Below are 22133 nucleotides of genomic sequence, written 5' to 3' on the forward strand. Positions count from 1 at the left end.
TGTGGAGATCATAATTATGAGGAAGGTTTTTAGTTATTTTAAAATGATAATTTTTGTGAATAATAAATTCATAATTCCAATAAGCATAGGAATTGCCATAATTATTGCAGGAATTATTATAATATACGTTCAAGAAAATGAAATCTCAAAATCTAATAATGAAGTTAGCTTAGAAAATCCTTTGATAGAAGAAGGTCATTTTATACCAGCAGAAAGAGATTGGCAAACTTCAGGTCCATTTCAAATTGATCGTTCACAGTATTTACTTGGAGAGAAAATTTTCTTAATAACAGGTGATTTAGAGGAAAATGAAAAAGGCCAAGTAGCATTTCTTAAACAAACAAATGAAACACATTATACTGTTTTTCAAACAATTCCATTTGATGGAACAAAGAAACCAATGTTCAATTATTATACAGACATTAAATTATCAAAAGTACTAGGGTTATGCTCGGTAGATGATGTTTTAGGTGAATGGACTGTAGTTTTTAGAGGAACTAATTATCCAAATTTGAAATTCACAATAATTAATGAAACAATTCCAGGTGAAGGGCATGCATTTGAAACACCAGTATGTTAAAATTTTATTTTAAGTTATTGTGAAAACAAACTTTTTCACCGGTATGGCATGCAGGTCCTGATGGTTCAACAAGATAAATTATTGCATCTGAATCACAATCAACCAAAATCTCTTTAATTTTTTGAGTGTTACCAGACTCTTCTCCTTTCATCCAAAGTTTATTTCTAGAACGACTCCAAAACCAAGAATTGCCAGTTTTTTTGGCAAGTTCTAATGATTCTTTATTGGCATAAGCTAATGTAAGAACATCTTTTGTATTTGCATCCTGAACAATTACTGGAACCAAACTATCACTTTTTTCAAAGTCAATATCATGAATTGATTTTTCCATGTTTACAAATATAGATTTCAGTATTATAATCTTACAGGAATTTCCCTATCTTTCAGATAGGATTTAACACCATTTACTCCATGTGTTTCATAATGAAATATTGAAGCAGCTAAAGCAGCATCGACATTAGATTCCTTGAAAATATCAACCATGTCTTCAGGTTTACCACATCCTCCTGAAGCAATAACAGGTATAGAAACAGAATCTACTACAGATTTTGTCAACAATACATCATATCCATCCTTTGTACCATCTTTATCAATACTAGTTAGTAAAATCTCTCCAGCCCCTAAATTTTCTGATTCTTTTATCCAATCTATGACATCAATTCCTGTTCCTTCTTTTCCGCCATAAATGAAAACTTCAAACCAAAATTGTTTTCCATCTTCATTGAAAATATTTTTTGTTTCATCAATATTGTAATTTCTTTTTGCGTCAACTGCAACCACAACACATTGTCGACCAAATAATTCCATTAATTCTGTAATCACTTTAGGATTTTTAATTGCTCCAGTGTTGATTCCGACCTTATCAGCTCCATTTAGTAAAATATTTCTAGCATCTTCTAGAGATTTGACTCCGCCACCAACAGTGAATGGAATATCAATTACTGATGCAACTTTTCTTACCAAGTCTTTGATTGTTTTTCGTTGTTCATCAGATGCAGTAATATCCAAAAAAACTAGTTCATCAGCACCTTCATTACTATATTTTTCTGCAAGCTCTACTGGATCACCTGCATCCTTAATGGATTCAAAATTTAATCCCTTTACCACTCTTCCATTTTTTACATCAAGACAAGGAATAATTCTTTTTGTTAATGTCATGATATTTTTTTTGCCTCTTCAATGGAAATTTTTTTCTCATATAGTGCTTTTCCAAGGATTACTCCAAAAGCACTTTTTTCTTTTACATCTTTAACATCAGAGATATTTGAAATTCCTCCACTTGCTATTACATTTGCATTTGACAAGTTACATGCCTGCTCTAAAAATTCCAAATCAGGTCCTTCCATAGTTCCATCACGACTAACATTTGTTAATAAAAATTCGGTAAAACCCATTTCAAGAAATTCTTTAATTGCAGGAATTAATTTTATTCCTGTACCTTTTTGCCAACCGTGAATAACAATCTCGCCATCTTTATGATCAACTGAAATAACAATTTTTTCTGGGCCAAGTTCAGATAATAATAATTTCAAAAGAGGTTTGTCTTTGAATGCCAACGTTCCCAACACTACTCTTTCTGACAGTTTAGCCATCTCCAAAACTAATGATTTATCTCGTAATCCACCAGCAACCTCAACTGGAATTGTTAGTGTTTCTAGAATTTTTTTGATCATTTCTAGATTTGAACCAATTCCAAGAGTAGCATCCAAATCTACCAAATGAAGTATGTCTGCTCCTGCAGATTCCCATTGTTTAGCAATATCTACAGGGTTTTCGCTATAAATGGTCTTTTGATTTGGATCACCTTTGTACAATCTAACTACTTTACCATCCATTAGATCAATTGCAGGTATTATTTTCATTGCCTACACTCTTTGAGGAAATTCTCTAGCATTATTTTTCCCACAGTACTAGACTTTTCAGGATGAAATTGAGTGCCAAAGAAATTATCATGTTCTACTACAGCTGGAACTTTAATTCCATAATCAGATTCTGCAGTTATCACATCATTTGAATCAGGTTTAACTCTATACGAGTGAACAAAATAAGCCCAAGAATTATTTTCAACTCCTTCAAGAATTTTTCCTGGTTTTTTTATCTCAAGATTATTCCAACCCATGTGAGGCACTTTCATTGATGATGGTAATACAATTACTTCACCATCAATTACATTCAATCCTTTCTCCTTTCCTTCTTCACTTTTTTCAAAAAACATCTCCATTCCAAGACAAATTCCTAGTACAGGCATATTACCTACATATTCTTGAAATTGAATTTTTGAGAAATCTCTAATGCTGTTCATTGCAGGATCAAAATTTCCTACACCAGGAAGTAATAATCCTGAATAGGTATTTTTATCATTAAAATTAGTAATTACATCTACTATAGCTCCAACTTTTTCAAGAGAATTTTTTAGGCTGAAAATATTTCCAGCACCATAATCAAAAATTGCAACACTTACCATTACATTGAACCTTTTGTACTTGGAATTCCTTTCTGTTTTTTATCAAGTGTAGATGCATTTCTCAATGCAACAGCAAGTGATTTTATTGCAGCCTCTACTTTGTGGTGATCATTATCTCCATACTTTACAGTAAGGTGAATACAACTATTGAGATTTTGTAGCAAAGATTGGAAGAAATGCTCTAAATCTTCTTTTGATACATCCTCAATTTTATTTCGTTTGATAGATAGCGTTAACTTCCAATATGGTCTTTTAACTAAATCAATTGAAGCCTCAGCAAGGGATTCATCCATCGGTACAGAAGCATAACTAAATCTTGTAATCCCACGTCTAGAGCTTAATGCCTTGTCAATTGTTTGTCCAATTGTAATTGCAGTATCTTCTATCAAGTGGTGTTCAATTCCATCATTTGATTTTGCATCAACTTTGATATCCATCATCCCATGTTTTCCAAATGATATAATCAAGTGATCAAGGAAATTAATTCCAGTTTTGATAGATGTTTTACCAGATCCATCCAAATTAACGGATACAGATACGCTAGTTTCCTTTGTATTTCGTTTAATTGATGCCTTTCTTGGTGCCATTTTTCTCACAGATTATGTAATTGCATCAATCTAAATTTAATACCTTTGGTAATTGATGGATAGAATCCAACACCAAAATGGCATTATTTTTCTCAAACAAATCTAACTTGGCTTGAGGATTTTTGCTAGTACCTATAATTCCACAGAATACTGTCTCATGTCCAGAATCAGTTGTTTTTTTAGCCATGATAAAGTCCTCCATAGAATCTCCAACATAAAGAGAACAAATAGAATTCATTCCTTGGATAGAATTTAGTAGTGATTTAGGATTAGGTTTTGCCAATTCACGTGATTCATCTTCAAGAAACATAGAATTCTGTAAATCAAATTTTGATAAAAGAGATTTTAATGAATATCTAACTGATTCTTTTCCTCGTCCAGTTACCATAGCAAGTTTTGAATTAAATTTATCTAGTAATTTTTCTATCAAAATATCATTTATTATAACATCATCTTGTTCAATCAAACCAGATTCAGAGAATTTTGAAGTTTGATTAAATAATTTTTGATATAAGTCTGGTCCATAGAAAAGCTGATCAAATATTTGATAAAGTGGATTTTCATGATGAGTTCCAGGATAGGATAATTGTTTTTTGATATTTGATACATCAGTTAAAGTTTCAAGATATTTTTCTACTGAAATAATTCCAGTTGAATCAGAATTTTTTATTACATCAAAAATAAAATTTCTTTGATCTTTTTCTAATTGACTTGCAGCAACAAGAGAAATAATGGCAGCATATGTTAAATCAACTTCATCATTAAAACCACCAGTAGATTTGAATCCATCAATAATTTCAAAATCAATTTCAATAGGATTAGAAATTTTTGCCAAGTTTTCTAATACATATTGAGTTGTTTTGATTATTGCTAAATCATAAGATTTTGTAATGTCAATTAAAACACCATCACAATCAAAAATTATTGCATCTACATTATTTAGAATATCAATTTTAGAATCATCTACATAGATTCCTTCAGAATTTTTTATCAGAGTCATCCTAGTAAATCACGAATAGCAAGTAAAAATTTTGAATTCATTTCTTTAGTTCCAATAGTTACTCTAAGACATCCATCATGATTTCCAATTTTTCCTAGTTTTCTAATAGAAATTCCCTGTTCTGCCAATGCTGAATATACTCGCTTATAGGCTCCATGAGCATCAAAAAGAACAAAATTAGCCTTGGAATCAAACACTTCAAAGGCATCATATTTTCGTAAAGTTTCAATTATTCGTTTTCTCTCAATTTTGATGGTATCAATAGCATCTTTCATCAAATTAGATTTTTCTAGAGCCTGAATTCCAGATTCAATAGTAATGGTACTTACAGGGTATGGGTATTGTAAAACATTCATGAAAGATTCTGTAAATTTTTTGTTTGCAATGAAATAACCCAATCGTAATCCAGCTAAACCAAATGATTTTGAAAGAGTTTGAACAACTATAAGATTTTCTTGAGTTTTAGTTAAATTAGAAAGAGAGTATTCACTAAATTCTCCATATGCTTCATCAATAATTACAAGGCCATCAAAAGATTTGATCAATTTTTGCAATTCATTTTTTGAAAATTGAAATCCTGTAGGATTGTTTGGAGAGTCAAGATAAAGGATATCAGCATTTTTAGATTTTTTTGTAAAATCTTTCATGTCTAATTCCATATCATCAGAAAATGGAATTGCAATTAATGGAATATTATAGAGTTTACAACGTTCTTCAAAAAATCCAAAAGTAGGATTTGAAGTTAGAACCTTGGTTTGTTTTGAAGCAAAATTTGAAAGAATCAAATCTAGAATTTGATCAGAGCCATTTCCAACACCAATCATATACGACGGTATTTTTGTAAATTTAGATATTGCATTAATTAGTCTCTCAACACCACCGAGAGGATATTCCCTAATATCAGAATTTTTTCTTGCAGAAGAAATAATATCATTTTGGAATTGTTTGGAAATAACATAATTTTCATTCGAATCTAATTTTACTGAATCTTGAATAAATTCTGGTTTTTGGTATCCCCCAATTGAATTAAATTTTTTTATTTTTTCTTCAAACCAATTTTTTTTCAATTTAATCTACCCCTAACTGCTTCATAGTGATTGGAAAGGCCTTCAGCTTCAGTCAATATTTTGATGTATTTTGAGATCTTTGAAAGAGATTTTTTAGATGATGTAATCTGTGTGTTTACTTTGATGAAATCTAAAATAGAAAGGGAACCTCGAATTTTTCCAAATCCATTTGTTGGAAGTATGTGATTTGAGCCTAAAATATAGTCACTAGCAGCTGAAGGAGTGTTATTTCCTATCAAAATTAGACCAGAAGAAGTGATTTTTGAGGATATTGATTCAGAATTTTTGGTTATAATTTGCAAGTGTTCAGGAGCTAAAATATTTGCAAGTTTTATCATATCAGAATTAGTCTTACAGATTCCAATAAATCCATTATTTTCAAGACTATATTTTGCAATTTTTCGTCTCTGGATTGTTGGAAGCAATTCAGAGACGATTTTCTTAACTGATGCTGCAAGTTTTTCAGACGTAGTTATCAAATAACAAAATGTGTCATTGCTGTGTTCAGATTGAGAAATCAAATCTAGTGCAACAAATTTAGCATTAGCAGAATTATCAGCTATAATTCCTAACTCAGTAGGACCTGCAAGCATATCAATACCAGTCTGTATACTTACTAAAGATTTTGCAGATGTGACAAATGCCCCACCGGGACCTACAATTTTGTCAACTTTGGGAATGGATTTTGTTCCATAAGATAATGCACCAATAGATTGTGCCCCGCCTGTTTTGTAAATTTCATTAGCGCCACAAATATCAGCAGCTACAATTGTTAACGGATCAATCTTTCCATCAGAATTAGGTGGAGATACAACTACTATTCTTTTGACACCAGCAATTTTAGCTGGAACTACAGACATCATTACAGAACTTGGGTATCTAGCTAATCCACCTGGAATGTAACATCCTACACTTTGAATTGGAATGAAATTTTTAGAGATTTTTATTCCATCATGATTGATTGTTTTATTTTTTAATAGTGATTTAACCACAGATTCTGTTTTGCCGAGTCTATCTTTTGCTAGTTTAATTGCATCAAGTTCAGCTTTTGACACTTTTGAATAAGCATTTTTTATTTCATTTTCAGATATTCGTAAGGAAGAAATATTTGCTTTACTGAATTTCTTTTCATATTTCCTAACAGCAACATCGCCATTTTTTCTAACATTTTTTAGTATAGATTCGACTATGGTTTTGTTGTTTTGAGGCTGTTTTGGGATAATTTTTTCTGCAAACGTTTCAACATTAGATACTTTGATTATTCTCATCAATTTTCTTCGTCACGCTTTATCTCCTCAAGTTCAAGTATTTGTCTTGGTTCATGAACTACAAGACCTTGAGCAATTTTCCTTAGTTTAGGAATAAGTTTGTGGAATTCTTCTTTTTTAATGACTGTATTCACACCAAACCATCCTTGTTCACTTAATGGACTTATTGTTGGTTTTTTGAGAGAAGGCATCTGTGTCAACAGTTTTTTCAGATTTTTTTCCTCCACATTTAGATAAATGTGTAAGAATTTTCTTCCATGAACTGCACCTCTCATCAACGTAACAATATCAAAGATTTTTTCACGTTTTTTAGGATCTTTTAATGATTTTTTATTTACAATCAAATGTGCAGTTGAAGTTAATACCTCATCTACAATTTTGAGTTTATTTTGTTTAAGAGTTGTTCCAGTCTCAGTAACATCCATTATTGCATCAACATCTTCAGGAGGCTTTGCTTCAGTTGCACCAAATGATAAATGAATTTGAACATTTTTGTTATTTCCTAATCGAACCCAAGGAGTTACAATAAGAGGATCTTTAGAGCCATAGTATTTTTTGTAAGACTTGCATTGTTTTAGAAATTTTGAAGCAGTTGTGAGATACTCAGATGAAATTCTAAGTGTTTTTTTCTTTTTACCATAATCTGCAATCATTTCATCAAGGTTTTTGTAGCGATATTTATCTGGAAATGCAATCACTAATCTAATTTTTCCATATTCTAAATCCAATATTGGTTCAACATCAGAATTTGTTTCTCCCACCCAATCTTTACCTGTAATTCCAACATCATACAGTCCTTCAGCAACCAATGTTGGAATTTCTTGAGGACGAAGCATTTTGACAATAATACTAGGATCATCCAAATAGACTCGATAAGTTCTACTTTTCCTATTTACCTTAGTCCAAGATTTTTCTAATAGTTTGAAAGTAGCATCTTCAAGACTACCTTTAGGAATAGCAAATTTTACTTCAGACATTTTCAATTTTTTCACTTTTTAGGTATATAATCGCATGTTTAAATTTGCTCAAGCAATTCTTTAGCCCTATCAAGTGAAATTTTCTTTTCTTCAATCATTTTTTGTACAATTTCATCTATTTGATCAGTGGTTGCACCTGCAGCAGCAGCCAAATTTCTTGCATGTAAACGCATATGTCCTTTTTGAATACCTTCAGTTGCAAGTGCACGAATAGCACTATAATTTTGGGCCAATCCAGTAGCAGTCATAACACATGCAAGCTCTTGTGCAGATGATGCACCTAGAATTTTTGCACATACTTTAGCCACAGGGTGAACATTTGCAATTCCTCCAACAATACCTACTGAAAGAGGAATCTCTAAAATGCCAACTAAATTTCCATCATTGTCCTTGCTCCATTTACTTAGAGATCTATAAGTTCCAGATTGTGCTGCATAGGCATTTGCTGCTGCTTCTATAGCTCTACTATCTTGACCAACAGCATTTGCAACAGCTATAGTTCCATTCATAATTCCTTTGTTATGAGTCACAGCTCTATACACATCATTATCTGCAAATTCAAATGCAGAAATAATATTATCAACAACTTGTTCTCCACCTACTGCTTCTTTTTCAAACACAGCAGTTGCTTTGACCATTCTTCTAGTTGAATAATTTGAGAGGATTCTCAATAATGCTCTTCCACCAGTAATTTTTTCAATCAGTGGAGAAACGGCTTCACACATAGTATTGGTTACATTTGCACCCATTGCATCACCAACATCAATCAATAATTCAACAATTAGCATTTTACCAGATGGAGTGTCAATTTCTTTACATGAAATCTCTTTTGCACCCTTTCCCATTTTTGACAAGGTATTACTTTTTGAATTAGCTAATTGAAGAATTTCATTTGTTGAATTTTTAATTTGTTGAATTGCAGAAGATAAATCAACATCCAAAATTTGTATTTGACCAATGCTAAAAGATTCATTTGCTGTAACTTCAAAACCACCTTTAATTCGTGCAATTTTAGCACCTTTTGATGCAGCAGCAATTACCGAGGGTTCTTCAATTACCATTGGAACTACATAATCCTTATCATTAATCTTGAAGTTTGTAGCAACTCCTAATGGAAGTGAAAATGTTCCAATTGCATTTTCAACCATCTTGTCTGCTTTTTCAAAAGAAATTCCGCCATTTTCATTTTGTAAAATTTCCAATTCCTCAATTGAAAGATTTGCAAAGTTTCCAACAATGTCTAACCTTTCTTTTCTAGATTTTTCAAAAAATTTTGAAATTGATGAATCTGGCATTTTATTTCAGTATCCTCAATAGTTTATCATCCATACTATCTGGAAAACCTTTTCCATCAGTATTTGAAGTAATTACATACAGACTACCATCTTGACCTTGTACCACATCTCTAACACGTCCTATTCCACTTAGAATGGATTTTTGAGAACTAAGTCCTTCATCAAAATCCAATTGATAGAGATTTGCAGCTCTCATAGAAGCCATAATAAATGAAGATTCAAAATCCAAGGACTCTCCAGAATAATACAATATGCCTCCAGGTTCTATACTTGGATCATAGCAAAGGACTGCATCTTCAAATTTTTCATTCCCAGAACATTGTTGCTCAGGCCATCCATAATTTTTACCTGCTTGAATCAGATTAATTTCATCATTTTTTTCTGGTCCAAATTCTGCTACAAACAAATTTCCACTATCATCCCAAGTGATCCCTTGAGGATTTCTGTGTCCCAAAGAGTATACAGGTGAGTTGTTAAAGGGATTATCTTCTGGAATGGTACCATCGTCATTAATTCTTAAAATTTTTCCTGACAATGAATTAAGATCTTGAGGAAGGTGAGAAGCATCAGAAACTGTACCTGTTCCTACATACAATTTGTTATCAGGTCCAAATTTAATAAAACCTCCATTTGTAAATGAAGAACCAGGGATTTTATCTAATATAGTTTCAGCAGTAACAAGTTTATTTTCTGATTCAGTAATTTGTAAAATTTTATTCCACAAAATATCATTTTCTTCATAAGTCATGAAAACATACATCAAATGATTTGTAGAAAAATTTGGGTGTAATGCAATTCCTAATAATCCACCATCAAACACATCTGCAGTACGCAAAGTAGCTAATGGAGATTCTAACAAGGTATTATTTTGAATTACTCTAATCAGTCCATCTTTTTCAGTAACAAAAATTCTATCATCAGAAACTGCAATAGCTCTAGGCTTAGTGAGATTTTCAGCTAATACAGTTACAAAATCACTATCAGAATTTGAATTTGGTTCAGGCAAAGGTATAGGATCATTTGGGGAAGTTAAAACTAATACAGAAAATACTATGGCAAAAGCGATTGCAGCGATTTGTATTTTTTTATCCATGAAAAGACAATCTTTTCAAATCCTATTAATTACTTTCAAGAATTTGATAAAGCGTATATACGGCTCAACTTCATTTATGTTCAGCGGGGTGGGGAAGCCAGGTCATCCCGGCGGGCTCATAACCCGCAGTTCAGTAGTTCAAATCTACTCCCCGCTACTTAGTTTCTATAAACACAAAACCATGAAATTGATTTATCAAATTTTGAAGATTTGTTATTCATACCAATTCGCTGTAATGGTCGTGTAAGATGCCTATGTGCAGATATTTTCGGTAGATAGAGTTGTTTTTTGATCTTTCTTGGAATTTCAATAGAGATTTTTTTAGAGGCTTTTCTTCCACAACGAACACATTGGAATCCTTGATTCTGGCCTTTTGACTTCATTTTTTTGTGACATGTATTACATTGAGGGTTTGATAGGACAGTGTTCTTTTTTAGTGAAATAATATCAATAAATTCTAGATTAATTATTCGTGGAAAATGTTTAGAAGCTTTTCTAACTCCTCCACCAACACTAATTTTATCTCCTTTTAGTAAATTTGATGCAATTATAGTCATACCAGTTGGTTTGTAAACAGCACACCAAAATTCATGATTCTTAGAAATAATTTTAAAGAATACATGTCCTCCTTTTACAATTTTTGGATTATTGGATAAAACACCAGAAATTTTCCCTGATGCATAAGGTTTCATATTTTCAAAATTTAATTCATTTTTCAAATGATCTCCAGTTCCTTGATTAGATTTGAAAATCATATATCCATCTAATTTTTCATTTGTTTTGATAATTTTGGTAGCAGATAACAGAGAATCTACATTTTCACCTCTAACTCCATAGAAAACAGGATCAGGTCCATGAGGAGTTATTAAAACTCGACCTTTCTTAGTGTCAAAACTATTGAAAGTATTAGGAGAAGTTTTTTCTTGCATATGTTTTACACTCTCTGTAGAAATTTTTCTTTCTTTACCAAATTTTGGTTTTTTACGGTAGCTTAAAAGTTCCAATGTATGATCTTCAAAATCATATCCTATTGCACCTATAGCACCAACCAATCCTTGACCATTTCCTTGATAATAAATCTCAAGATTATTTTTTTTAGCAAATGTTTTTGCATTATTACGATTAATTAATTGCCATAAAGCTAATTTACTAAATTTAATAAATTCAGTTGGGATACTATCACTTTCAAAAAATACTAATCCCGGATTAGCACCATTTTTAGTATCAGAATATTTTGATACAAGATTTTTAATTTGATTTTTAATTTTTGATGGATTTTTTGTTTTTATTTTAAAAGAAACTGCACCGTTTCCCCTAGTTTTCCATGGAATGTTAGGATTGAACCTAATTAATCGTGGAAAATCCAAAAATTCTGTTTTTTGTTTTTGGAGGGAATCAACAATTTTGTATGCTAAAAAGGTGGTACACATACCTTTAGGGGAATCAGTATCATCAAATCCTACATTAAGTATAGTTTCCTTTTCCATGACTTGTTTTAATTGATTAGACATTTTTAGTTGTTGTAACCTTCAGTTGATTTAAATTAATAACGTGCCATTCCAAGCTGAATTGATCATAGTAGATGAAGCAAGAATTTTCAAAGAAATTGAAGAAAAGAACCCTGCATCTGTTTCATTAAATGGTCCAGATGGCATGCTACCTCAAATTCAAGATATGGCAATTAAAATTTCGACAAAATATGACATTCCAGCATATGTTTTAGCAGATACTACATGGGGAACTTGTGATTTGAATACAACAGGTTCAAAAATTCTAGGTGCTGAAATTCAATTTAACATTGGACATACAATTAATACAGAAGCACTAGAAAAAAATTTAGTTTTAATTGATGCTTTTGATGATGTTGGATTTGATAGTGTTGCAGAACAATGTACAGATATCTTAAAAGGAAAACTAGTTTCACTTGTCACAGACAGTCAACATTTACACCAAATGGATAAAGTTGAAAAAATTTTAACAAAAAATGGAATTAAAGTAAAAATTGGAAAGGGAAAAGGACAACTAAATGACGGTCAAGTATTTGGTTGTGAATTTTACCCTGCAACAGAATTAAAAAAAGAAGTTGATGCTTATGTATTTTTAGGACAAAGTAATTTTCATGCAGCAGGAATTGCATTATCAACAAATTTGCCTACATTTGTTTTAGATCCTTATTTTAATGAAGTAAGAGAAGTGACAGAATTTGCGCGTTCACTCAAAAAGAAAGCATCTCTAGCAATATTCAAAGCAGCAGAAGCAAAATCATTTGGAATAATTATTGGATTGAAAGAAGGACAATTATCAAAAGTATTTGGATTAAAATTCAAAAAAGAATTAGAAAAAGAGGGAAAATCAGTTCAATTATTTGCACTTACAGACATTACAAATGAAAGATTAAACAATCTTAGAGGGATTGATGCATTTATTCAGGTTGCCTGCCCAAGAATTTCTACAGATAATCAATTTGACAAGCCAGTATTGTCTACTCCACAGGCTAATGCACTTCTAAAAGTTTTACGAAAAGAAAGCATTGGCGAATATCTAGAAATTCCTCACTGGTTGTAATTACAAAATTAATTTTTTGAATCTAGTATCATTAGAGAGTTTTTCAAAGATTTTTGATTTTTTAGCTTTTATTTTGTATTGTAGTCCTTGAGAAATAGCCTGTTCTAGGAAAGATAAGGCATCATCATTTTTAGATAACAAGGCAAAGTTGCATGATTTATCAAATAAAACATCCCCATTTTCTGGATAATCATTCAAAATTATATTACAACATTGAATGGATTCATCATATTTACCCATAGAAAATAAAATTCGTTCTTTATGATATAATGCAATATTATATTTTGGATTATTATTTAGAATGTCATTACAAATTGATAAAGCATTATCAAAATTGCCTTGTTTTCGAAATGAAGATATTTTGTTAACTAGAACAGAAATATCATCTGGAGAAATTTCTAATGCTGCATCATAACACTTTATGGCATTATCAAATTCTTTGAGTTTACTCAAGGCATATCCTTTATTATTAAGAGAACTGATGTGTTTAGGATTTTCATCTAAAATTTTATCATAATAGGTAATTGCTTCACGTAGTTTCCCTTGTAGAAATAATCTATTTCCCTCATCTAAAACGGAATTTGTTTTTGGATCATCCATTTTTATCAAGATTCTGGTTTGATCAAAATTTTTCCAAAGAGTCCTTTACCTTTGAGCATTTTTGTATGAGCTTCTGCAGCATTTTCTAAAGAATAAACAGAGTCAATGATAGATTTTATTTTTCCTTGGGACATCCAATACAATCCTTGTTCTAATTCAGCTCTAGTACCTTGAGTTGAGCCTAAAATATTGATCCCCTTAAAGAAAATGTGACGCAAATCGGTTTTAGCGTTATACCCAGTGGTTGCACCAGTTGTAATTATTGTTCCACCATAATTCAATAAAGTCAATTCTTTGTTCCAATGTGAACCTCCAATGTGCTCAAAAATTACATCCACACCCGGAGCATCTCCTAGTGGTTTAGGAATTTTCTTTGCAATTGCTCTTACTTCTTTATGCCAATCTTCTTTCCTATGATCAACTGCAAAATCAGCTCCTAGTTCTAATAATTTATCCAATTTATCTGGACTCGCAGTTGCTATTACAGTACATCCATAAAGTTTAGCAATTTGAATTCCATAATTCCCAACTCCAGAGCTTCCGCCCATCACAAGAACAATTTGACCTGGTTGAATTTTTGCTCTACCAACTAACATATGCCAAGAAGTTAACATTGTCATGGATGCGGCTGCTGCTTCATCATATGAAACACTATCAGGAATTTTTACCACATTAACTTCTGGAAGATGAGTATATTCACAGTAACCACCCCAAAGCGGACCAGTTTCAAAACCCCAAATTGTACGTTTTTTACAATCGAATTCTCTACCTGCTGTACATCTTTTGCAAACTCTACATGACATATTACCATGAGAAACAACCCTATCACCAACTTTGATATTTTTTACATCATTTCCAATTGCAGTGACTTCGCCAGCTGCATCTGTACCAGAAATATGTGGTAGTGGAATTGCCAAAGGTTTTCCTCTCATTCCCCAAATGTCATCATAATTTAGAGCGGCAGTTTTTACTTTGATGATTACTTCATTAGATTTTGGTTCTGGTATTGGAATATCTTTAATTTTTAAGATTTTAGAAAAATCGTCATTTTCAGTATATTCTTCATATACTAGCGCTTTCATGATTTTTATCAAATTCTTGAAGATATATGATTTATCAAGATCCTTTAAACCACAAACAATTATAATCATAAATACAAAATTCTCATTATGTCTGAAAATGCAATATTTCCAGGAGACAAAATAGCATCTATTGAAGAATATGAGGCGGGAGACAATGCTTTTGATGATGGAGATATGGTTAGAGCCGCAACAGTTGGAGAGAAAAATATAGATAAAATTGCAAGAACTGCCAACATAAAACATCCAAAACTTCTATCAATTCCTAAAGTTGGCGATGTTATTATTGGGACAGTTGCAGCAGTGATGTCTTCCATGATTGCTGTTTCTATCGATTACATTAATGGAAAGCCAACAACCTCAAAAGTAGAGTGTGTTTGTGGAACACGTAATTTGAGAATCCGAAATGTTGCATTGGTAAATGATATTGTTACACTAAAAATTCTAAATCACCTTAATGGTACTATTCATGCAACAATTAGTGAGCCAAATTTAGGGGTTTTATTCACTAAATGCAGAAAATGCGGTGGCAAAGTTGTTCCAATGCGCGATGCAATAAAATGTACAGATTGTGCTTGGATTGATGAGAGAAAACTTTCTGCAAACTTTGGAAATAGTGATTTCGTAAATTTACGAGGTTAAGAAATGATACATGTTTCGTTCCAAGGTGAACGAGGTGCTTATAGTGAAGCTGCAGCAAAATCATTTTTCAATGAGCAGATTGAAACAATTCCTAAAACCACATTTGCAGATGTGTTAGAAAGTACTTCAAATGACACTACACAAAATTCAGTTTTACCAGTAGAGAATTCTATAGAAGGAAGTGTTGGAGAAAGTTATGATTTGTTATATTCAACTTCCCTAAACGCTACAGGTGAAATATATCATAGAATAGAACATTGTTTAATTGGAATTGGGAAAATTGATGAAATAGATACAGTATATTCTCATCCACAAGCTTTAGGTCAATGTAGAAAATTTATTGAGGAACATAACATGAAAACAATTCCAGCATATGATACTGCAGGAAGTGTAAAAATGGTAAAAGAACTAAACAAATCAAATTGTGCATGTATTGCTAGTAAAGATGCAGCAAAAATATACGATATGCCAATTATTCAAGATAATATTGCAAACAATCTGAACAATTATACCAGATTCCTGATTCTATCAAAATCAAATAGGTCTGAAACGGGTAATGATAAAACATCAATAATATTCTCAATAAAACACGAACCAGGCTCATTATTCAGAATAATTGAAAATTTTCACAAAAACAATGTTAATCTGACAAAGATTGAATCAAGACCAACAAAAGAAAATACATGGGAATATAATTTCTATGTAGATTTTGAAGGGCACCAAAACAATGGAAAAATTTCTGAAATGTTAGATAAAATTAAGAAAGAAACTTTATTTATGAAAATTTTAGGTTCTTATCCATCTGCTAAATTAAGCTAAAAGCCTTTAGGTTTTCTTAAAGTAAAACCCATACTAAATCCAATGATTACCATTCCAGAAGTAATTACCATAAGATCAAAAGTGAACCAAATTGGGTCAGAACTTCGAATTAATTCTCCAGTAATAGATATTTCAGAATTACCAGTGTTTTGAACTAGGATTTTTGTTTCACCGTCTTCTAAATGAACCCAATCTAAGTCTAATTCATTTTTGTATGATGTATTAGGTATCTGTAATCCTTCTCCAGGACTTTGAAGTTTTAGATCAAAAGCATCGCCTGTAATTTTCATATATTGTTGTGTATGAGCAGGAGCGGGAATTGTATATGGAATTGAATCACCTACAGATAATGTATAATCCTCCTGAATTGTAATTGTGCCAATATGAGTAAGTAAAGAATAACCTCCAATTGCAATAATTGCAGTTCCAACTATTAATCCAATAATAGTTCTTTTTGAAAGCATGATGAAATTACTTTAGATACTGCTTAAAAAATTATCTACATCAATGATACATCATGAGGCTGGCTTTCTGCAAATCCAGCTCTTGACATTTTAATAAATTCTGCATTCTCTTGCATTTGGGGAATTGTATGAGCACCACAGTAACTTAAACCAGAACGTACTCCTCCAGTTAACTGTTTTAAAATATCAGTTACAGTTCCTTTGTATGGAACCATTGCCTCAACACCTTCTGCAACATAATCATTCAAATCATCATCTAGTGACATTGAGCCTGTTTCTTTAGATTTTCTTCCAATAGATGCAGCTAATGATGCCATTCCACGATAAACTTTGAATCGTTTACCATTTTTAGTCAATACTGTTCCTGGTGACTCATCAGTTCCTCCAAGCATACTACCTACCATAACAGTAGAAGCACCAGAAGCTAATGCTTTAGTTGCATCACCAGAGGTTCTTGTTCCACCATCAGATATTATTGGAATTCCATGATCATTGCCAATTTTTGCACAATCCATTACCGCAGTTAACTGTGGTACACCGGAACCAGTAATTACTCTTGTAATACAAATAGAACCAGAACCTACACCAACTTTTACTGCATCAACTCCAGCTTTAATCAAATCTTCAGCCCCTTGAGCAGTTGCAATATTTCCTGCAATTAATTCACAATTTGGAAATGCTTTTTTGATATTTTTAACAGTACTAATTGCATTTTCACTATGTCCATGAGCAATATCAACAACAAGTACGTCAGCACCTGCTTCCAAAAGAGATTCACTTCTTTCTAAAAAGTCACCTTTTACTCCAACAGCTGCTCCAACCAATGGTCTTCCTTTACCATCTTTTGATGCATTTGGAAAATCAGCATTATTTGTAATGTCCTTGCTTGTAATCAAACCTTTAACAATTCCTGAATCATCAACAATTGGTAACTTTTCAATTCTATGTTTATGTAGAATTTCTTTTGATTCTTCTAAAGTGACTCCAAGTTTTGCAGTAATAACATCTTTAGTCATCACATCTTTAATTTTATTTTCTTTATTTGCAAATAGTAAATCTCTTTCAGTTACAATACCTATCAATTTAGAATTAGAATCAACTACTAAGAGTCCAGAGATTTCTTTATCTTCAGCATAATCTAAAGCGTCCTCAATAGATTTATCTGCAGAAATTGAGTATGGGTTTTCAATCATTACACTGCCTGATCGTTTTACTTTGAGAACTTCATTTGCTTGCTCCTTAATGGTCAAAAATCTATGAATGATACCTATTCCTCCTGCACGCGCCATAGCACCTGCCATAGATGATTCAGTCACAGTATCCATATTTGCACTCACAAATGGAATGTTAATTGAGAGATTTCGAGATAACTTTGTTGTTAGATCTGTTTGGCTTCTACTAGTAATATCAGAATATTTGGGTACGAGAAGAACATCGTCAAAAGTTAATCCTTCTTTGAATTCCAATGAAACCTTGTTAAGAAAGTAAAATATTGATTATAAGCCTTTGTGTTGTTTATCTTAATGCAGAGGCGATCGTTATAGCATCTTTAGTGGCCTCAACATTATGAGTACGAACAATATCAGCTCCATTCATTACCGAAACAGTTTCTGCTGCAATGGATCCAAATAGTCGATCAGATGGATCATCTTTTCCTAGAAATTTCCCTATGAATGATTTGTTAGAAACCGAGATCAAGATAGGATAGTTTTGTTTTACAGAAGTTAGATTTTTTAATATAGATAGATCTCTTTCCAACCAATCTGTTTTAATTTTTGTGTAAAATGGTCCCTTTCCAGTTTTTCTAAAAAATCCAATAGCAGGATCTAATACAATTTTATCTGAAGGGATTTGTGATTTTAATGCTATTTTCAAACTATCCCTAAGTAGTTTTTTGGTGGTAGTTACAGAATTTCCAAGAACTGTTTTAGAATCATATGCACATAAAATTAGTGAAGGAGAAAATTTCGAAACAACATCTTGCATTTTTTTATCAAATTTTAATCCAGAAACATCATTGATTATTTCAACCCCGTATTCCAAAGCATCTTTTGCAACTTTTGCTCTACATGTATCTACGGATATTGGAAGATTTGAAGAATTTTGAATTATTGTAATTGCATTAAGAATACGCGTTGATTCAGTTTTTTCTGAAACTGTGGTAGATAGATATGGTGCAGTAGACATTCCCCCAATATCTATAAAATCTGCGCCTTGATCTTCCATTAGTTTGACTGTATTTTTTATATTGATTTTGTTAGTTTTGACAGATTTTTTGTAAAAAGATTCAGGACTTGTATTAAGAATCCCCATAATACGCACAGGATTCTTTCCTCCTACCCTTACGTTTGCAATTTTTGCCACATGATTTATCAAATCTAATGCAATTTGAGTGATATGATGATTTTAGGTTGGAAGAAAAGATACTCTGAGATTTTAAAAGAGTTCAAGTATAATGAAAAAATGGATAATGAATCAGCCATTATTTTAAATTCAATTTTAAAAAAATCTGATATAAACAAAAAAATTATGAAATTACTTAAAGGAAAAACAGTTTTAGTTATTGGATCAGGGCCATCTTTATCATATGCTATTCCAAAATTAAAAAAATATAAAAAAATTGTAAAAATAGCTGCAGATAGTTCTCTTAAACCACTTGTGGAAAATGGGATCATTCCAGATATTGTTGTAACAGATTTAGATGGAGATGAAAAAGTACTTGAAAAAATTGGAAAAACAAAATCAATTTTTGTTGTACATGCACATGGGGATAATTTAAAAAAAATGGAAATTGTAAAAAAATTCAAAAATTGTACTGGAACAACCCAAACTACACCGTTTGGTAAAATTGAAAACTTTGGAGGTTTTACAGATGGAGATAGAGGAGTTTTTTTAGCAAATCATTTTCAAGCAAATAAAATCATTTTATTTGGAATGGATTTTGGAGAAAGAATAGGGAAATTTTCTGAAACTAAAAAAGGAGATAGGAAAATTAAATTATTGAAATTGAAAAAAGGGGAATCTCTTTTGAAATGGCTATCTACATTTACAAAATGTGAATTATTTACTACGTCAAAGGCAATTAAAGGATTCAAAAAAATATCATACAAAGAACTGGATATTATAATTACCTAGAATGCATTTAATACCCATCCCTGATTAATGAAATTATGAAATTCTCCGAAGAGCAAGTAAAAGAGATTGTTGCTTTGAAGGAAAGTTTGATCGAACAGATAGATAAACATCAAGAGGGTATAGAAATGTTAGAAAAAAATATCTCTGTTTTGGACTTGTTCTTAAAAGACTCTAGTTTCACAAAAGCCTCAGAATTAGGAAAACAAAAAGATGTTGAAATTAAACCTGAGACTGTAGAGAAACCAGTTAAAAATTCAATTCCAATTAAAAGAGTCAATGATGGAAAAATCATTGCAAATGCATTTGTTACACCAGATCAGGTTTCCATAATTTTAGATAATGAGATTGTGATAAATGCAGACACACCACCTTTCAAATCATTCTTCTTAGATAGAATTATTGGTGAAATGAAAAGAAAAGATACAGTAGAAGCAGAAAATGGAAAAATCCAAAAAGAATCAGTAATTGATTACATTGTAAATAAGAATGGTGCAGACATTAGAGAAATTATAATAAAAAACTATAGACAGAAAGAAAGAGTAAATGAGTTAATTAACACAGCAGGGTGGTCTTTAACTCGAATGCTAGAAAATGTAAACAAGTGATAGTATGGATAAAATTGTAGTTTTAGATTTTGGGTCACAATATAGTCACTTGATTTGTAGAAGAATCAGAGAATTTTCTGTGTATGCAGAACTTGTTCCATACGATATTAGTTATGAAGAATTGCAGAAACTAAATCCAACAGGAATAATTTTTTCAGGTGGTCCATCTAGTGTTTATAGTTCAAATGCACCAATTCCAGAAAGTAAAATTTTTGATATGAATTTACCATTACTTGGAATTTGTTATGGTCATCAATTGATTGTTAACAAATATGGAGGAAAGGTAAAGAGAGCAAACAAAGAATATGGTTCTTCATTACTTACAATTGACAGTGATAAAGATCTTCTAAATGGGGTTGGTGAATCAGTTAGAGCATGGATGAGTCATGGGGATGAAGCAGAGCAAATTCCAGATGGTTTCAAAGTAATTGGACATACAGAAAGTGCCAAAGCAGCTGCGATTGCATCAGAAGAAAAATCAATTTATGGAATTCAATTTCATCCAGAAGTAGTACATACAGAACAAGGTACAGAAATTCTCAAGAATTTTGTGTTAAAAGTTTGTGGGGCAAAACAGGATTGGACCATGGAAGGTTTTATCGATAATGCAGTTGAAAAAATTTCAAAAATTGATGGCAATGTTCTTTGTGGGGTAAGTGGAGGAATAGATTCTACAGTAGTAGCATTGTTAATTCACAAAGCAATTGGCGATAGACTAAAGTGTGTTTTTGTAAATAATGGTCTTTTACGGTATAATGAAGAAAAAGAAGTTGAAGAGATGTTCAAAAATAATTTCAATGTAAATTTTACAGCAGTAAATGCAACAGATACATTTCTTGGAAAACTAAAAGGAATAGAAGATCCTGAAAAGAAAAGAAAAATTGTAGGAGAAGAATTTATTCATGTTTTTACTGAATTTGCTGAAGGGAATGGACCTTTCAAATGGTTAGCACAAGGCACACTATATCCAGATGTAATTGAAAGTGGAGTATCAAAAGGACCAGCTGCAGTGATTAAATCGCATCACAATGTAGGAGGATTACCAGATTGGTTGAACTTGGAAATTTTAGAACCATTAAGAGATTTGTATAAAGATGAAGTGAGAAAAATTGCTAAAATTCTTCAAGTGCCAGAAAAACTTTTCATGAGGCACCCATTTCCAGGACCTGGTTTATCAGTTAGAATAATCGGAGAAGTAACACCAACTAAATTAGAAATTTGTAAAGTTGCTAGTAAAATTGTGGAAGATGAATTGATGGAAGCTGGTCTGTATGAAAAAGTGTGGCAGGCATATGCAGCAGTAGGAGATGACAGAGCAGTAGGAGTTGTCGGAGATGAACGAAGATATGGAAATATAGTCATGATTAGAGTTGTAGATTCAATTGATGCAATGACTGCAGATTGGACTAGATTACCACATGGATTACTAGAAAAAATGAGTAATAGGATAACAAATGAGATTGAAGATGTTACTTGGGTTACCTATACCATTTCAAGTAAACCTCCAGCAACCATAGAACCTCAATAGTGATGGAATTGAAATACGAAAAAATTTGTGAGCAGATCTTAGAATGTGACAAAAATATTCGTTATGTAGGAATATACGATTTTGGAGAGCTATATGATAAAATGCGACCTGGATTAAAAAGTCACTTATCAAGAGAGGAAACTGAAATGTCCTTATCACAAGCAGTTTATCGATGGTCTACAAGGAAAAAAACTGCCGATAAAATAGGAAAGCCAATCTATGCATTAGCTAAATATGAAAAAATTTACAGAATAACTATTCCAATTGGTGGTGCAGGATTAATTTTAGCAAGTGTTGAATTAGATGCAGATGTAAATCAAATTGTTGATAAAATCATATCAATTAAAAATGAGAATTCACCATAG

At 31.8% G+C, this 22133-nt stretch carries 25 protein-coding genes and 1 tRNA gene; 9 read left to right on the forward strand and 17 right to left on the reverse strand.

What is annotated here, in order from left to right:
* The first annotated feature begins 55 nt into the window (after window positions 1-55).
* Window positions 56-580, forward strand: coding sequence for a hypothetical protein (locus C5F47_RS08395; RefSeq protein ID WP_179360621.1), 525 nt, complete (start codon window positions 56-58; stop codon window positions 578-580).
* Window positions 581-584: 4 nt separating this feature from the next.
* Here C5F47_RS08395 and hisI read toward each other — a convergent pair whose 3' ends face one another.
* The 11 genes from hisI to C5F47_RS08450 are packed head-to-tail and all read right to left on the reverse strand — an operon-like array spanning window position 585 to window position 10331.
* Window positions 585-911, reverse strand: coding sequence for a phosphoribosyl-AMP cyclohydrolase (gene hisI / locus C5F47_RS08400; protein WP_179360622.1), 327 nt, complete (start codon window positions 909-911; stop codon window positions 585-587).
* Between the two features lie 23 nt (window positions 912-934).
* Window positions 935-1738 carry an imidazole glycerol phosphate synthase subunit HisF gene (gene hisF / locus C5F47_RS08405; protein ID WP_179360623.1) on the reverse strand — a complete coding sequence of 268 codons (804 nt, stop codon included), beginning with the start codon at window positions 1736-1738 and terminating at the stop codon, window positions 935-937.
* Window positions 1735-2442: a 1-(5-phosphoribosyl)-5-[(5-phosphoribosylamino)methylideneamino]imidazole-4-carboxamide isomerase gene (gene hisA / locus C5F47_RS08410; protein ID WP_179360624.1), complete on the reverse strand. Its 708-nt coding sequence runs from the start codon at window positions 2440-2442 to the stop codon at window positions 1735-1737. The genes hisF and hisA overlap by 4 nt, the downstream gene beginning before the upstream one ends.
* On the reverse strand, window positions 2439-3044 hold the full coding sequence (hisH, locus tag C5F47_RS08415) for an imidazole glycerol phosphate synthase subunit HisH (protein WP_179360625.1): 606 nt from the start codon (window positions 3042-3044) through the stop codon (window positions 2439-2441). The genes hisA and hisH overlap by 4 nt, the downstream gene beginning before the upstream one ends.
* A complete protein-coding gene (gene hisB / locus C5F47_RS08420; RefSeq protein ID WP_179361833.1) occupies window positions 3044-3631 on the reverse strand; it encodes an imidazoleglycerol-phosphate dehydratase HisB in 588 nt (195 codons plus the stop codon). Before hisB ends, hisH begins: the two co-directional genes overlap by 1 nt.
* Before the next feature lie 25 nt (window positions 3632-3656).
* Complete coding sequence (locus C5F47_RS08425) at window positions 3657-4631, reverse strand: HAD hydrolase-like protein (RefSeq protein ID WP_179360626.1); 975 nt, start codon at window positions 4629-4631, stop codon at window positions 3657-3659.
* Window positions 4628-5698, reverse strand: coding sequence for a histidinol-phosphate transaminase (gene hisC, locus C5F47_RS08430; protein ID WP_179360627.1), 1071 nt, complete (start codon window positions 5696-5698; stop codon window positions 4628-4630). Before hisC ends, C5F47_RS08425 begins: the two co-directional genes overlap by 4 nt.
* Window positions 5695-6966, reverse strand: coding sequence for a histidinol dehydrogenase (gene hisD, locus C5F47_RS08435; RefSeq protein ID WP_179360628.1), 1272 nt, complete (start codon window positions 6964-6966; stop codon window positions 5695-5697). Before hisD ends, hisC begins: the two co-directional genes overlap by 4 nt.
* Window positions 6966-7943, reverse strand: a complete 978-nt coding sequence (gene hisG / locus C5F47_RS08440; protein ID WP_179360629.1) for an ATP phosphoribosyltransferase — start codon at window positions 7941-7943, stop codon at window positions 6966-6968. The genes hisD and hisG overlap by 1 nt, the downstream gene beginning before the upstream one ends.
* A 38-nt stretch (window positions 7944-7981) precedes the next feature.
* The gene (locus tag C5F47_RS08445) at window positions 7982-9238 is read right to left on the reverse strand and encodes a hydroxymethylglutaryl-CoA reductase, degradative (RefSeq protein WP_179360630.1); all 1257 of its coding nucleotides are present in this window, start codon (window positions 9236-9238) and stop codon (window positions 7982-7984) included.
* A 1-nt stretch (window position 9239) separates the two neighbouring features.
* Window positions 9240-10331 carry a PQQ-dependent sugar dehydrogenase gene (locus C5F47_RS08450; RefSeq protein ID WP_179360631.1) on the reverse strand — a complete coding sequence of 364 codons (1092 nt, stop codon included), beginning with the start codon at window positions 10329-10331 and terminating at the stop codon, window positions 9240-9242.
* An 82-nt stretch (window positions 10332-10413) separates the two neighbouring features.
* Between C5F47_RS08450 and C5F47_RS08455 the strand changes: the two genes are divergently transcribed.
* A tRNA-Met gene (locus tag C5F47_RS08455) sits at window positions 10414-10488 on the forward strand.
* Window position 10489: 1 nt separating this feature from the next.
* Here the strand turns inward: C5F47_RS08455 and C5F47_RS08460 are convergent.
* Complete coding sequence (locus C5F47_RS08460; RefSeq protein WP_425489573.1) at window positions 10490-11818, reverse strand: TiaS agmantine-binding domain-containing protein; 1329 nt, start codon at window positions 11816-11818, stop codon at window positions 10490-10492.
* 82 nt (window positions 11819-11900) lie between these two features.
* On the opposite strand from C5F47_RS08460, the gene dph2 reads away from it, so the two are divergent.
* Complete coding sequence (gene dph2, locus C5F47_RS08465; protein ID WP_179360633.1) at window positions 11901-12896, forward strand: diphthamide biosynthesis enzyme Dph2; 996 nt, start codon at window positions 11901-11903, stop codon at window positions 12894-12896.
* On the opposite strand, the gene C5F47_RS08470 is transcribed toward dph2, so the two are convergent.
* Window positions 12897-13496, reverse strand: coding sequence for a tetratricopeptide repeat protein (locus C5F47_RS08470; protein WP_179360634.1), 600 nt, complete (start codon window positions 13494-13496; stop codon window positions 12897-12899).
* Between the two features lie 5 nt (window positions 13497-13501).
* Window positions 13502-14578, reverse strand: coding sequence for a zinc-binding dehydrogenase (locus tag C5F47_RS08475; protein ID WP_179360635.1), 1077 nt, complete (start codon window positions 14576-14578; stop codon window positions 13502-13504).
* Window positions 14579-14665: 87 nt separating this feature from the next.
* Between C5F47_RS08475 and C5F47_RS08480 the strand changes: the two genes are divergently transcribed.
* Window positions 14666-15217, forward strand: a complete 552-nt coding sequence (locus tag C5F47_RS08480; RefSeq protein WP_179360636.1) for an exosome complex RNA-binding protein Csl4 — start codon at window positions 14666-14668, stop codon at window positions 15215-15217.
* 3 nt (window positions 15218-15220) lie between these two features.
* Window positions 15221-16036, forward strand: a complete 816-nt coding sequence (gene pheA, locus C5F47_RS08485) for a prephenate dehydratase (protein ID WP_179360637.1) — start codon at window positions 15221-15223, stop codon at window positions 16034-16036.
* Here the strand turns inward: pheA and C5F47_RS08490 are convergent.
* Genes C5F47_RS08490 through folP form a run of 3 tightly spaced genes read right to left on the reverse strand, consistent with a single transcriptional unit; the run spans window position 16033 to window position 18864 of the window.
* Window positions 16033-16500, reverse strand: coding sequence for a hypothetical protein (locus tag C5F47_RS08490; RefSeq protein ID WP_179360638.1), 468 nt, complete (start codon window positions 16498-16500; stop codon window positions 16033-16035). The two genes, pheA and C5F47_RS08490, sit on opposite strands and share 4 nt — an antisense overlap.
* A gap of 35 nt (window positions 16501-16535) precedes the next feature.
* Complete coding sequence (gene guaB, locus C5F47_RS08495) at window positions 16536-17966, reverse strand: IMP dehydrogenase (protein WP_179360639.1); 1431 nt, start codon at window positions 17964-17966, stop codon at window positions 16536-16538.
* Window positions 17967-18015: 49 nt separating this feature from the next.
* A complete protein-coding gene (folP, locus tag C5F47_RS08500; protein ID WP_179360640.1) occupies window positions 18016-18864 on the reverse strand; it encodes a dihydropteroate synthase in 849 nt (282 codons plus the stop codon).
* Window positions 18865-18897: 33 nt separating this feature from the next.
* Here folP and C5F47_RS08505 point away from each other — a divergent pair, with 33 nt between their 5' ends.
* Genes C5F47_RS08505 through C5F47_RS08520 form a run of 4 tightly spaced genes read left to right on the forward strand, consistent with a single transcriptional unit; the run spans window position 18898 to window position 22133 of the window.
* Window positions 18898-19635: a 6-hydroxymethylpterin diphosphokinase MptE-like protein gene (locus C5F47_RS08505; RefSeq protein WP_179360641.1), complete on the forward strand. Its 738-nt coding sequence runs from the start codon at window positions 18898-18900 to the stop codon at window positions 19633-19635.
* A 35-nt stretch (window positions 19636-19670) separates the two neighbouring features.
* Window positions 19671-20240: a hypothetical protein gene (locus tag C5F47_RS08510; RefSeq protein ID WP_179360642.1), complete on the forward strand. Its 570-nt coding sequence runs from the start codon at window positions 19671-19673 to the stop codon at window positions 20238-20240.
* A gap of 4 nt (window positions 20241-20244) precedes the next feature.
* Complete coding sequence (guaA, locus tag C5F47_RS08515) at window positions 20245-21768, forward strand: glutamine-hydrolyzing GMP synthase (RefSeq protein ID WP_179360643.1); 1524 nt, start codon at window positions 20245-20247, stop codon at window positions 21766-21768.
* Window positions 21769-21770: 2 nt separating this feature from the next.
* Window positions 21771-22133: a hypothetical protein gene (locus C5F47_RS08520; protein WP_246271089.1), complete on the forward strand. Its 363-nt coding sequence runs from the start codon at window positions 21771-21773 to the stop codon at window positions 22131-22133.

Origin of the sequence: Nitrosopumilus cobalaminigenes (assembly GCF_013407145.1) — an archaeon.
GTDB lineage: Archaea > Thermoproteota > Nitrososphaeria > Nitrososphaerales > Nitrosopumilaceae > Nitrosopumilus > Nitrosopumilus cobalaminigenes.

Excerpts from the sequence above, each read along its gene's own strand:
- hisA (WP_179360624.1), bottom strand. The coding sequence starts at position 2,442 with ATGAAAATAATACCTGCAATTGATCTAATGGATGGTAAAGTAGTTAGA.
- C5F47_RS08490 (WP_179360638.1), bottom strand. The coding sequence starts at position 16,500 with ATGCTTTCAAAAAGAACTATTATTGGATTAATAGTTGGAACTGCAATT.
- C5F47_RS08445 (WP_179360630.1), bottom strand. The coding sequence starts at position 9,238 with ATGCCAGATTCATCAATTTCAAAATTTTTTGAAAAATCTAGAAAAGAA.
- hisD (WP_179360628.1), bottom strand. The coding sequence starts at position 6,966 with ATGAGAATAATCAAAGTATCTAATGTTGAAACGTTTGCAGAAAAAATT.
- C5F47_RS08510 (WP_179360642.1), top strand. The coding sequence starts at position 19,671 with ATGAAATTCTCCGAAGAGCAAGTAAAAGAGATTGTTGCTTTGAAGGAA.
- hisH (WP_179360625.1), bottom strand. The coding sequence starts at position 3,044 with ATGGTAAGTGTTGCAATTTTTGATTATGGTGCTGGAAATATTTTCAGC.
- guaA (WP_179360643.1), top strand. The coding sequence starts at position 20,245 with ATGGATAAAATTGTAGTTTTAGATTTTGGGTCACAATATAGTCACTTG.
- C5F47_RS08475 (WP_179360635.1), bottom strand. The coding sequence starts at position 14,578 with ATGAAAGCGCTAGTATATGAAGAATATACTGAAAATGACGATTTTTCT.
- hisI (WP_179360622.1), bottom strand. The coding sequence starts at position 911 with ATGGAAAAATCAATTCATGATATTGACTTTGAAAAAAGTGATAGTTTG.
- hisB (WP_179361833.1), bottom strand. The coding sequence starts at position 3,631 with ATGGCACCAAGAAAGGCATCAATTAAACGAAATACAAAGGAAACTAGC.
- hisG (WP_179360629.1), bottom strand. The coding sequence starts at position 7,943 with ATGTCTGAAGTAAAATTTGCTATTCCTAAAGGTAGTCTTGAAGATGCT.
- C5F47_RS08460 (WP_425489573.1), bottom strand. The coding sequence starts at position 11,818 with ATGGAAAAGGAAACTATACTTAATGTAGGATTTGATGATACTGATTCC.
- C5F47_RS08480 (WP_179360636.1), top strand. The coding sequence starts at position 14,666 with ATGTCTGAAAATGCAATATTTCCAGGAGACAAAATAGCATCTATTGAA.
- C5F47_RS08520 (WP_246271089.1), top strand. The coding sequence starts at position 21,771 with ATGGAATTGAAATACGAAAAAATTTGTGAGCAGATCTTAGAATGTGAC.
- C5F47_RS08505 (WP_179360641.1), top strand. The coding sequence starts at position 18,898 with ATGATGATTTTAGGTTGGAAGAAAAGATACTCTGAGATTTTAAAAGAG.
- pheA (WP_179360637.1), top strand. The coding sequence starts at position 15,221 with ATGATACATGTTTCGTTCCAAGGTGAACGAGGTGCTTATAGTGAAGCT.
- hisF (WP_179360623.1), bottom strand. The coding sequence starts at position 1,738 with ATGACATTAACAAAAAGAATTATTCCTTGTCTTGATGTAAAAAATGGA.
- C5F47_RS08425 (WP_179360626.1), bottom strand. The coding sequence starts at position 4,631 with ATGACTCTGATAAAAAATTCTGAAGGAATCTATGTAGATGATTCTAAA.
- C5F47_RS08450 (WP_179360631.1), bottom strand. The coding sequence starts at position 10,331 with ATGGATAAAAAAATACAAATCGCTGCAATCGCTTTTGCCATAGTATTT.
- C5F47_RS08470 (WP_179360634.1), bottom strand. The coding sequence starts at position 13,496 with ATGGATGATCCAAAAACAAATTCCGTTTTAGATGAGGGAAATAGATTA.